This window comes from Chloroflexota bacterium, from assembly GCA_018825785.1.
Lineage (GTDB): Bacteria > Chloroflexota > Dehalococcoidia > JACVQG01 > JAHKAY01 > JAHKAY01.
Window position 1 is genome coordinate 1 of the sequence record JAHKAY010000049.1, and the last position, 11,049, is coordinate 11,049.

8 protein-coding genes, 1 tRNA gene and 1 rRNA gene are annotated in these 11,049 nt (G+C 61.4%); 7 read left to right on the forward strand and 3 right to left on the reverse strand.

Annotated elements, in window-relative coordinates:
• Nucleotides 1–411: 411 nt before the first annotated feature.
• A complete protein-coding gene (locus KJ624_07005) occupies nt 412–1,206 on the forward strand; it encodes a 4Fe-4S binding protein (protein MBU2009565.1) in 795 nt (264 codons plus the stop codon).
• Nucleotides 1,207–1,467: 261 nt separating this feature from the next.
• Nucleotides 1,468–2,376 (forward strand): diacylglycerol kinase family lipid kinase, encoded by a 909-nt coding sequence (locus KJ624_07010; protein ID MBU2009566.1) that lies wholly within the window; start codon nt 1,468–1,470, stop codon nt 2,374–2,376.
• A gap of 246 nt (nt 2,377–2,622) precedes the next feature.
• On the opposite strand, the gene KJ624_07015 is transcribed toward KJ624_07010, so the two are convergent.
• Together KJ624_07015 and KJ624_07020 are read right to left on the reverse strand one after the other, a co-directional pair.
• Nucleotides 2,623–2,697: transfer RNA gene (locus tag KJ624_07015), tRNA-Met, on the reverse strand.
• A gap of 70 nt (nt 2,698–2,767) precedes the next feature.
• Nucleotides 2,768–5,723: ribosomal RNA gene (locus KJ624_07020) — 23S ribosomal RNA — on the reverse strand.
• A 214-nt stretch (nt 5,724–5,937) separates the two neighbouring features.
• Between KJ624_07020 and surE the strand changes: the two genes are divergently transcribed.
• The 5 genes from surE to panC all read left to right on the forward strand — a co-directional run bounded on the left by surE (nt 5,938) and on the right by panC (nt 9,779).
• On the forward strand, nt 5,938–6,723 hold the full coding sequence (gene surE, locus KJ624_07025) for a 5'/3'-nucleotidase SurE (GenBank protein ID MBU2009567.1): 786 nt from the start codon (nt 5,938–5,940) through the stop codon (nt 6,721–6,723).
• Nucleotides 6,724–6,893: 170 nt separating this feature from the next.
• A complete protein-coding gene (locus tag KJ624_07030; protein MBU2009568.1) occupies nt 6,894–7,760 on the forward strand; it encodes a DUF2520 domain-containing protein in 867 nt (288 codons plus the stop codon).
• On the forward strand, nt 7,757–8,119 hold the full coding sequence (locus tag KJ624_07035; protein ID MBU2009569.1) for an aspartate 1-decarboxylase: 363 nt from the start codon (nt 7,757–7,759) through the stop codon (nt 8,117–8,119). The genes KJ624_07030 and KJ624_07035 overlap by 4 nt, the downstream gene beginning before the upstream one ends.
• A complete protein-coding gene (gene panB / locus KJ624_07040) occupies nt 8,107–8,940 on the forward strand; it encodes a 3-methyl-2-oxobutanoate hydroxymethyltransferase (protein ID MBU2009570.1) in 834 nt (277 codons plus the stop codon). The genes KJ624_07035 and panB overlap by 13 nt, the downstream gene beginning before the upstream one ends.
• Entirely contained in the window at nt 8,937–9,779 is an 843-nt protein-coding gene (gene panC, locus KJ624_07045) for a pantoate--beta-alanine ligase (GenBank protein ID MBU2009571.1), read from the forward strand. Before panB ends, panC begins: the two co-directional genes overlap by 4 nt.
• A gap of 201 nt (nt 9,780–9,980) precedes the next feature.
• Here panC and KJ624_07050 read toward each other — a convergent pair.
• A partial coding sequence (locus tag KJ624_07050; protein MBU2009572.1) for an ATP-grasp domain-containing protein occupies nt 9,981–11,049 on the reverse strand: 1,069 nt, incomplete at its 5' end.

Sequence of the window (11,049 nt, forward strand, 5' to 3'; positions counted from 1 at the left end):
AGGGCTTCCAGGGCCACCCTGGCCTTGAACGATGGGCTGTGCTTCCTGCGGCTCTGTTTCATGTCCTGCTCCTCCTATTCGCCTATTCTAGGAGCAGAACCCGCTCTTAACCACCTGTCCGAATTTTGGGGACCACCTCACTATGCGGCCAGGGATGGGTCCTTCACAGCCCCGGTCATTGGCCTCTCCCCATAGCAGGCGTAACGGCAGAGAGGAGCCAGGAGGTTCTTGCTCCACTATGATGCTGCAGTCATTTCTGTCCGGGGGAGCCTGCCCTAATGTCGGGCACCCGGTCTGGCTCTGCAGTCATCGCTAGAAAGCTAATACGGCACCGGCTTCTGGGAAACGCTCCCCAGCGAATGCTATAATTTGGTGCCGGGCAGAGCGGTTCGTAAGAGCTGACCGGCCAGAATGGACGTAGGAGGTGTATTCGTGGCAGGCGGAGCGGTGAGGAAGATAGTGAGGATAGATGAAGAGAAATGCAACGGCTGTGGCCTCTGCGTGCCGGGTTGTGTTGAGGGCGCCCTTCAGGTCGTTGACGGCAAGGCCAGGCTCATCAGCGAGACCTACTGTGACGGTCTGGGTGCCTGCCTCGGCGAGTGCCCCGAGGGGGCTATTACCATAGAGGAAAGGATGGCTGAGAAGTTCGACGAGGAGGCCGCGAAGCAACATGTGGCGCCACAAGCCCCTGCCTGCAGCTGTGCCGGGAGTGCCGTTGGGCATCCTGGGACGCAGACTGAGGCCGAGCGGCTACCCTGTGGGTGTCCGGGCAGCGCGGTGAGGCAGTTTGAAGCCCAGGCAGGAGTTGGGGCCCCGCCAGTTCCACAACCACTGGCAGGGTCAGCTCTGAGCCAGTGGCCGGTGCAACTCACCCTGGTGCCGCCGACCGCTCCCTTCTTGAAGCAGGCCGACCTGCTGCTGGTGGCGGACTGTGTTCCTTTTGCCTACGCCGGGTTCCATCGGGACATGCTCAGGGGGCATGCCCTGTTGGTGGCGTGTCCCAAGCTGGACGACTTCCAGGCCCACCGGCAGAAGCTGACTGAGATTCTGCGGCAGTCCGGGGCAAAGAGCCTGACAGTGGTTCACGTTGAGGTGCCATGTTGTCATGGACTGGTGCACATGGCGCGGGAGGCGATGCTAGCCAGCGGCAGGGCCATCCCGCTAAAGGAGAGAATCATAGGCGTCAGGGGGGAGCTGATATCCTGATAGCCGCAAAGGGCCACAGCCAGAAACACCCGGACCAAATCGCTGAGCTGTTCTCAAAAGGGGCCACCTACCAAGAACTCTTCCGGAAGCTACAAGGCTTTCCGTCCTCAAGTGACAATCCGGCTTCTTGTTGAATCATGCGTCCCACTCTGAGCCTTGCCTAGCGGGCACGAGCATGATAGGCTTTGGTTCTCAAGGCAGGCTACCCGAGTTCAGAGACGCGGGGATCATTGACTGAGGGCGAAGCCAGAATTGAAGACTGTGTTCATAGTGAACTCTCTCGTCACCAGGCACCGAGCTGCCGACCGGAGCAGGCTTGAGAACTATGCAAGGAGCAGCCAGGGACTTGCCTGCGACATCTGGATGACGGAGTCCTGCGGGCAGGCAACCCATCTGGCCAGTGAGGCCATCAAGTCAGGCTACGAGATGGTGGTAGCTGTTGGCGGGGACGGCACGGTCAATGAAGTGCTGAACGGCTTCTTCGAGAACGGCGTTGCGCTCAGCCAAGATGTGACCTTGGGCATTGTTCCACTTGGGTCAGGTTGTGACTTTGCCCGAAGCCTGGGCCTCCCCAGGAAGACAGATGAGGCCATCATGACTCTGGGAAGCAGTCGCGTGAGAAGGATTGATATTGGCAGGGTTGAGTTCCTGAATTTCCGCCGAGAGAGGGAAAGCAGGTTCTTCGCCAACATGGCAGACGTGGGTGCTGGTGGACTGGTGACCCAAAGGGCAGGTCGGGCGCCACGGATATTGGGGCGACGCCCGAACTATGTGTGGGGCATCCTATCTGCCGCGCTGAGCTACAAGGCCAAGTCGATCAGCGTCTCCATTGACGGCGGCGAGCCGACAAGGCTGGCGGTACGGAACTTGATAGTCGCCAACGGCAGGTACTTTGGGCGGGGCTTCCTTCCCGCTCCCCATGCAAGGATCGACGATGGACTGTTCGACATTGTGAACATAGGAGACTTCAGTACTATCGAAGGCGTGTGGCACCTCCCTAAGTTGCGCAAGGGTACGCACCTGGGGCTCGCAAAGGTGAGCAGCTTTCGGGGCAAGAAGGTCGAAGCCAACACTGACGAAGAGGTCCTGCTGGAGATAGACGGTGAGTTGGTTGGAACCATTCCGGCGACCTTTGAGATTGTTCCCGAGGCCGTGAACATCAAGGTGTGATGGCCTTCAGGCACTTTTGCGTCGTCCGCAACATTGCAGGATTGGCCCCGGATTTGCCCCGGTATACCCCAAGGCTGTCAATCATAGGTAGCAGGAACGGCCCCGACGGGGGTCGTGTCAGCTGTTGGTTCGGCCCGCGGCCACGGTGTCCAGCTAGCAGAAGGAAGACACGTCAGCAAAATGTCAGCTAAAACGAAAAAGCCTCCACAGGCCGAACGGCCCGGAGGCTTTTTCAGATATGATTTTTGGTAGCGGGAGTTGGATTCGAACCAACGACCTTCGGGTTATGAGCCCGACGAGCTACCACTGCTCCATCCCGCGCCACCACATCCCAAAAAGTCTGCGCCTCTTTGGGAGCCCTAGAGATAAGGATTTTGCCCCAAGCTGGAGGCGAGTCAAACCCTCGACCATTAGTACAGCTAAGCTTCAAGGGTTACCCCTCTTCCACCTGCCGCCTATCAAGCCGGTAGTCTACCGGCGGTCTTACTCCGCCGAAGCGGATGGGAGAACTCATCTTGGGGAAGGCTTCGTGCTTAGATGCTTTCAGCGCTTATCCAACCAAACATGGCTACCCAGCAATGCCCCTGGCGGGACAACTGGCACACCAGAGGTCTGTCCCCCTCGGTCCTCTCGTACTGGAGGGAGCCCCCCTCAATTCTCCTGCGCCCACCCTGGATAGAGACCGACCTGTCTCACGACGGTCTGAACCCAGCTCACGTGCCGCTTTAACCGGCGAACAGCCGGACCCTTGGGACCTGCTTCAGCCCCAGGATGCGACGAGCCGACATCGAGGTGCCAAACCTCCCCGTCGATATGAACTCTTGGGGGAGATCAGCCTGTTATCCCCGGGGTAGCTTTTATCCGTTAAGCTACGGCCCTTCCACGCGGTACCGTAGGATCACTTTGCCCGACTTTCGTCCCTGTTCGGCTTGTAGGCCTCACAGTCAAGCCCCCTTCTGCCAATGCACTCAACGGCTGATTTCCATCCAGCCTGAGGGGACCTTTGGACGCCTCCGTTACTCTTTGGGAGGCGACCGCCCCAGTCAAACTGCCCACCTGGCACTGTCCCCGCCTGTGGCGGGTTAGGACCAAAACCGAACAAGGGTGGTATTTCACCGTTGGCTCCACCGAGGCTAGCGCCCCAGCTTCATAGCCTCCCACCTATCCTACACATGCCCCATCTCGATCCCATGCCAAGCTACAGTAAAGCTCCACGGGGTCTTTTTGTCCAAGGGCGGGCAGCCCGCATCTTCACGGGCATTTCAACTTCACCGGGTCCCCCGTCGAGACAGCGCTCAGGTCGTTACACCATTCGTGCGGGTCGGAACTTACCCGACAAGGGATTTCGCTACCTTAGGACCGTTATAGTTACGGCCGCCGTTCACCGGGGCTTCAGTTCAGAGCTTCGCCTTGCGGCTAACCCCTCCCATTAACCTTCCGGCACTGGGCAGGTATCAGCCCCTATACCTCAGCTTTCGCTTTGGCAGAGACCTGTGTTTTTGTTAAACAGTCGCCTGAGCCTATTCTCTGCGCCCGCCTTGCGGCGGGACCCCTTCTCCCGAAGTTACGGGGTCAACTTGCCGAGTTCCTTAACGGGGGTTCTCCCGAACGCCTGGGGACTCTTGTCCCCGCCTACCTGTGGCGGTTTGCGGTACGGGCACTCAATGGCCTCGGACACGAGGCTTTTCTTGACGGCGGGACCAGGCCCAGTCGCATTGGGTTGCCCCTCCACTTCCCCCCAGCCCAACCCTTACGGGGGTGGATTTACCTGCCCCCGGGCCAGACTGAGGGACGCACCATGTCCATTGGGTGCGCCGGACCCTTCCCACCGTGTCCCCCCGAGCCATTAAAACGACCATCGAGTGGTGCAGGAATGTTGACCTGCTATCCATCGCCTTCGGCCAAAGCCTTATGCTTAGGCCCCGACTAACCCTACGCGGATTGATCTTGCGTAGGAATCCTTAGGCTTACGGCGGGCGTGGTTCTCACACGCCTTATCGTTACTCATTCCGACATTCTCCCTTCCCTCCCCTCCACCCAGGCTTCCACCTGGACTTCATCGAGGAGGGAATGCTCCCCTACCTCTCACCCAAGGGTGAGACCATAGCTTCGGTGATGGGCTTGAGCCCCGGTAGATTATCGGCGCAGGATTGCTTGACCAGTGAGCTATTACGCAATCTTTAAAGGGTGGCTGCTTCTAAGCCAACCTCCTGGCTGTCTGGGCAACCCCACTTCCTTACCCACTTAGCCCATTCTCAGGGACCTTAGCTGATGGTCTGGGTTGTTCCCCTCTCGACCACGGAGCTTATCCCCCGCAGTCTCACTCCCGGGGCAAAGCGGTGGCATTTGTGGTTTAGTTGGGTTTGGTAAGCTTTTTGCCCCCTAGCCCATCCAGAGCCCTACCTCCACCGCCGGGACCCCGAGGCTGCACCTAAATGCATTTCGGGGAGAACCAGCTATCTCCGGGTTCGATTGGCATTTCACCTCTACCCACAACTCATCCCATGCCTTTGCCACGGCAACGGGTTCGGGCCTCCAGTCGCTTTTCAGCGACCTTCACCCTGGCCATGGGTAGCTCACCCGGTTTCGGGTCTGCTCCCGGCGACCCTCCCACCGAAGTGGGAAACGCCCTATTAAGACTCGCTTTCGCTCCGGCTCCGCGACTTCAGTCGCTTAACCAAGCCACCGAGAGCAACTCGTCGGATCATTCTTCAATAGGCACGCCGTCACCGCCTTGCGGCGGCTCCGACTGCTTGTAGGCCTGCGGTTTCAGGTCTTTTCACTCCCCTCTCGGGGTGCTTTTCACCTTTCCCTCACGGTACTGGTTCACTATCGGTCGTCCGGGATATTTAGCCTTGGGTTGTGGTCAACCCAGCTTCCCACAGGATTCCACGTGTCCCGTGGTACTCAGGAACAGAAGCGGAGCCCCGACCCTTTCGCCTACAGGACTTTCACCCTCTATGGTGGCCCCTTCCAGGGACCTTCGGCTAGAGTGGGGTTTGTAACTCCTTGGGAGGCCCTGGGGCCTCCCCCTCCTGCCCTACAACCCCCCAGGGGCATAGGGCCCAGACCCACTGAGCCCCTGAGGTTTGGGCTCCTCCCCGTTCGCTCGCCGCTACTAGGGGAATAGTTATCTCTTCCTCGGGGTACTTAGATGTTTCAGTTCCCCCGGTTCCCCGCCCGCCTTACGGCGGGCTGCAGGGGCATTACCCCCTGCGGGTTTCCCCATTCGGGCATCCCCGGCTAAGCCTGCTGAGCGGCACCCCGGGGCTTATCGCAGCTTTGCTACGCCCTTCATCGGTCCCGGACGCCAAGGCATCCACCACAGGCCCTTACCATGTTTGACCCGCCCCCAGCTCGAGACAAAATCCTTATTCACTTTTTAAGGTGCAAAAAGCGGCGGATGTCTCTCCGCCGCTGGAGTAAACATCCCAAAGGCTTGCATCAAGAAGTGTTGACTTGTATTTCTACCTCCTTCAAGGCTACCAAAAGTATAATCGCCCCCCTGCGGTCTGTCAAGCCCTGTTGTGGGCCTGGGGGTCAGGTGATAAAATCCTCAGGATGAGGATCCTGGCTACCAACGACGACGGTATCTATGCCCCGGGCCTGTGGAAGCTGGTGGAGGCCCTCTCCCCGCTGGGGGAGGTCTGGGTGGTGGCCCCCGATAGGGAGCAGAGCGGGGTGGGCACTTCCCTCACCCTCCACGACCCCCTGCGCCTCCAGCCGATAGCCCCTCCCATCCCCGGCATCCCTACCTTTGCCGTGGAGGGCACCCCGGGAGACTGCGTGGTGCTGGGCCTGGGCCAGGTGGTGAAGGGAGAGGTGGACCTGGTGGTGGCGGGGGTCAACCAGGGAGCCAACCTGGGAAACGATGTCTACGTCTCCGGCACGGTGGGGGCAGCTTTCCACGGCTACTTCTACGACCTCCCCGCTATAGCTGTATCCGTGGTCTCCTTCAAGGATGTCCTCTATGAGCCCGCAGCCCGCCTGGCCCGCCTCCTGGCCCAGAGGGTAGGCCAGGGGGTGCTGCCCCGGGGGGAGCTCCTGCTCAACGTAAACCTGCCCAACCTGCCCTTGAGCGACATAAAGGGGATGGAGGTGACCGGCCTGGCCCGCCGGGCCTACTCGGACATCATCAAGGAGGGCCACGACGGCAAGCGGGACTACTACTGGATTATGCGGGGCAGGGCGGAGTGGGACGACCAGCCGGGGACCGATATCAAGGCCATCAAAGATGGAAAAATCTCCATCACCCCCCTCCGGGCCGGCCCCGGGGCCAACCTGGTGGCCGGTGTGCTGAAGGAGCTTTGCCCCGAGCTCTTTGAGGCCCTCTTGACAGCAGCCTAGGAAAGCCTATATCATCAAGTTGCCACCGACCCTCGGGCGGTGAGCACAAAGTTAACCCGGAAAACAAGGGCTCGCTTGGATCGGAATGACCGAGACGGGCAAATAGGGGCAGTTTACAGCCCTCCCGGTCTTCCGGGAGGGCTGTCTGTTTTGGGAAACATTAGGTAGCTATGATTAAACTGGGCTTTATTGGGGCAGGGACAGTCGGGACGGCCCTGGCAGTGAGGCTGAGGGAAAGGGGCTACCCGGTGGTGGCTGCCGCCTCCCGCACCCTGGCCTCGGCCCGCAATCTGGCGGAAATGGTCCCCGGCTGCCGGGCCTATGAGGCAGTGCAGGGGGTGGCGGATGAGGCGGAGCTGGTCTTTATCACCACCCCCGATGATGCCCTCGCCGGGGTAGCGGCCCAGGTCCGATGGCACCCGGGGCAGGGGGTAGTCCACACCAGCGGGGCCTGTTCCCTGGATGTCCTGGAGCCGGCCAGCAGGCTGGGTGCCCAGGTGGGTGCCATCCACCCCCTCCAGACCTTCGCCTCCATCCACCAGGCCATAGAGAACCTCCCCGGCTCCACCTTCGCCCTGGAGGCCCAGGGGGAGCTCCTGGGAAAGCTCCGGGACATAGCCCTTGCCCTGGACGGGGATATCGTGGAGCTCCGGGCCGGGGACAGGGTCCTCTACCATGCGGCCGCGGTCTTCGCCTGCAACTACTGGGTGACCCTGGTGAAGCTGGCCGCAGACCTCTGGGGGGGCTTCGGGGTCCCCACCGACCAGGCGGTAAAGGCCCTGATTCCCCTACTGAGAGGGACCCTGAACAACCTGGCCCAGGTGGGGTTGCCCCAGGCCCTCACCGGGCCCATCGCCCGGGGGGATGTGGGGACCATAAAGAGGCATATAGAGGCCCTGGAAAGAAAGGCCCCGGAGCTCCTTTCCACCTACCGGGAGCTGGGGCTGCAGACCCTCCCCATCGCCCTAGCCAAGGGGAAGGTGAATGAAAAGAGGGCCCAGGAAATAGGAACAATCCTAGAGGGGGTGAAACCATGAGGACCATGCTCAAGAGCAAGCTCCACAGGGCAAGGGTTACGGGGGTGAATGTGGACTACGAGGGCAGTATCGCCCTGGACCCCCGGCTCATGGAGGCGGCGGACATCCTACCCTTTGAAAAGGTCCAGGTGCTGGATGTGAACAACGGGGCCCGCTTTGATACCTATGCCATTTTAGGCGGGCCGGGGGAGGTGGGCATCAACGGGGCCGCCGCCCGGCTGGCTGCCAGGGGGGATATAGTCATCGTCCTCACCTATACCGACCTGCCCGAGGAGCAGGCCCACCACCACCGCCCCCGACTGGTCTATGTAGACGAGGACAACCGCCCCAAGGCAAAGGAGGCCCCGTGCCGCGCATAACCATCGCGGAAGTCCGGGCGATGAAGGGGAAGGAGAAGGTCCCCATGCTCACCGCCTATGACTACACCACGGCCAAGCTCCTGGACGAGGTGGGGGTGCCCCTCATCCTGGTAGGGGATAGCCTGGGGATGGTGATGCTGGGCTATGAGTCCACCATCCCCGTGACCATGGAGGAGATGCTCCACCATACCAGGGCGGTGGTGAGGGGGAGCAAGAGGGCCATGGTCATCGGCGATATGCCCTTTATGAGCTACCATATCAGCGTTGCCGAGGCACTGAGAAACGCCGCCCGTTTTATCCAGGAGGGTGGCACCCAGGCGGTGAAGCTGGAGGGGGGAGAGATGATGGCCGAGACGGTCCACCGCCTGGTCTCCTGCGGCATCCCCGTGATGGGCCATATCGGCCTCACCCCGCAGTCCGCCCTCCAGATAGGCCTCAAGGCCCAGGGGCGCACCCCTGAAGAAGCCCTCAGGCTGGTCAAGGACGCCATGGCCCTGGAGGAGGCGGGGGCCTTCGCCGTCGTCCTGGAGAGCGTGCCCTTTGCCCTTGCCGAGTTCATCACCCGGAAGGTGGCCGTCCCCACCATCGGCATCGGGGCGGGGCCGGGCACAGACGGGCAGGTCCAGGTCATCCATGATATGCTGGGCTCCTACACCGACTTCGTCCCCCGCCACGCTAAGCAGTATGTGAAGCTGGCCGACCTCATCCGCAGGGCAGTGGCCGAATATACCCAGGAGGTCAAGGCGGGGACCTTTCCCACCGAGGCCCACAGCTACAAGATTGACCCGCAGGTCCTCGAGGAGGGGAAAAAGCGGACGTGAAGGTTGTCCGCACCGTGGCCCAGCTCCGGGCCTGGAGGAAGGGCCTGTCCGGCACCCTGGGCTTTGTCCCCACCATGGGTTGTCTCCACCAGGGGCACCTGGCCCTGGTCAGCTGCTCCAAAAGTGAAAACGACACCACCGCCGTGAGCATCTTTGTCAACCCCACCCAGTTCGGCCCCCGGGAGGACCTGGCCCGCTACCCCCGGGACCTGCCCCGGGACCTGGCCCTCCTGGAGAAGGAGGGGAGCGACCTGGTCTTCGCCCCGGAAACAGAGGAAATATATCCCCCCGGCTTCTCCACCTGGGTGGAGGTGGAGGGCGTGACCGAAAGGCTGGAGGGGGCCTCCCGCCCGGGGCATTTCCGGGGGGTGGCCACGGTGGTGGCCAAGCTTCTCAATCTCCTGGAGCCCCACCGGGCCTACTTCGGCCAGAAGGACGCCCAGCAGCTAGCGGTGATAAAGAAGATGGTCCGGGACTTGAATATGGACCTGGAGATAGTCTCTTTCCCCACGGTACGGGAGCCCGATGGCCTGGCAATGTCCAGCCGGAATATCTTCCTCAACCCCCGGGAGCGCCAGGCCGCCACGGCCCTCTACCGGTCCCTTTGCCTGGCCCAGGAAATGTATAAGAGCGGGGAGAGGAACGCGGGGAAAATCCGGGAGGCCATGATAAAGCTAATCCAGGAGGAGCCTCTGGCGCAGATAGACTATGTGAGCATCGCCCACCCGGAGACCCTGGAAGAGGTGGAAAAGCTCGCCGGGCCGGTCCTCGTCTCCCTGGCGGTGAGGATAGGCCCTACCCGGCTTGTAGATAACATAACGTTCGCGGAAGGAGGGTGACATGGAGCAGCAGCGCAAGGAGGAATGCGTGCACCACAAGCACTACCACAACAGCGGAGCGGGGGCAGGCATAGGTGGCGCATTCTGGTTCGCGGGATGGCTATTCACCATGGCTTACACCAGTCCCGTGTGGTGGAAGTGGATAGTCGGCTTGGTCATCTGGCCCTACTATTTGGGCATGGCGTTAACGTAAAGCATCGGCTAGCGGGTGATGTTGCTGGCGAGGGAATAGTTGTAGTCCCCGGAAATGAACTTGGGGTCTTCCAGGACCGCCAGGCAGAAGGGGATGGTGTGCTTGATGCCTTCCAGAACGAAACCCTTCAGGGCTCCCCTCATCCTCTCCAGGGCCTGGGGCCGGTCTTTCCCCCAGGTGATGACCTTGGCCAGCATGGAATCGTAGTAGGGGGTGACCTCCATCCCGGAATAGAGGGCGCTGTCCACCCGCACCCCCTCCCCCGCCGGCTCCACCGCCTGGGTGATGATGCCTGGCGAGGGCAAGAAGCCCTGCTTGGGGTCCTCGGCATAGACCCGGCATTCAATGGCCGCCCCGGTGACCGGGTGGGCCACCTCCAGGCCCATGTGCACGGAGTTCCCTGCGGCTATGTGAAGCTGTTGCTCCACCAGGTCAATCCCCCTCACCATCTCGGTGACCGGGTGCTCCACCTGGAGGCGGCAGTTGATCTCAATTACATAGAAGTTCCCCCGCCGGTCCAGGAGGAACTCCACCGTTCCCGCCCCCACGAAGTTCACCGCCCGGGCTATGCGGAGGGCTGCCTCCCTCATCTGGAGCTGCAATGTCTCATCCCGGTGGAGCCGGGCACAGGGGGCCTCCTCAATCAGCTTCTGATGGCGGCGCTGAATTGTGCACTCCCTCTCCCCCAGGGCAATCACCCTTCCATAGGAATCGCCCAGGAGCTGGACCTCCACATGCTTGGCATCCTTGGCCCACTTCTCCACATAGAAATTGCTCAGGTCACCATTCCTGCCTATCCGCTCCAGCAGGGGAAAGAGCTCAGCCTCGTTCTTCACCATCTGGATGCCCCTGCCCCCCCCGCTGTAGGCCGACGGTTTCAAATAGACCGGGTATCCTACCTGCGCGCAGACCAGGCGGAACTCTTCTGGGCTCTTCAAAGGCTCCAGGCTGCCCGGGAGGACAGGCACCCCGATGGAGCTGGCCAGCTTCCTCACATGCAGTTTGTGCCCCGCCTGGCGCAGGACGGAGGAAGGGGAACCGATGAAGATGAAGCCCGACTCCTCACAGGCCCGGGCA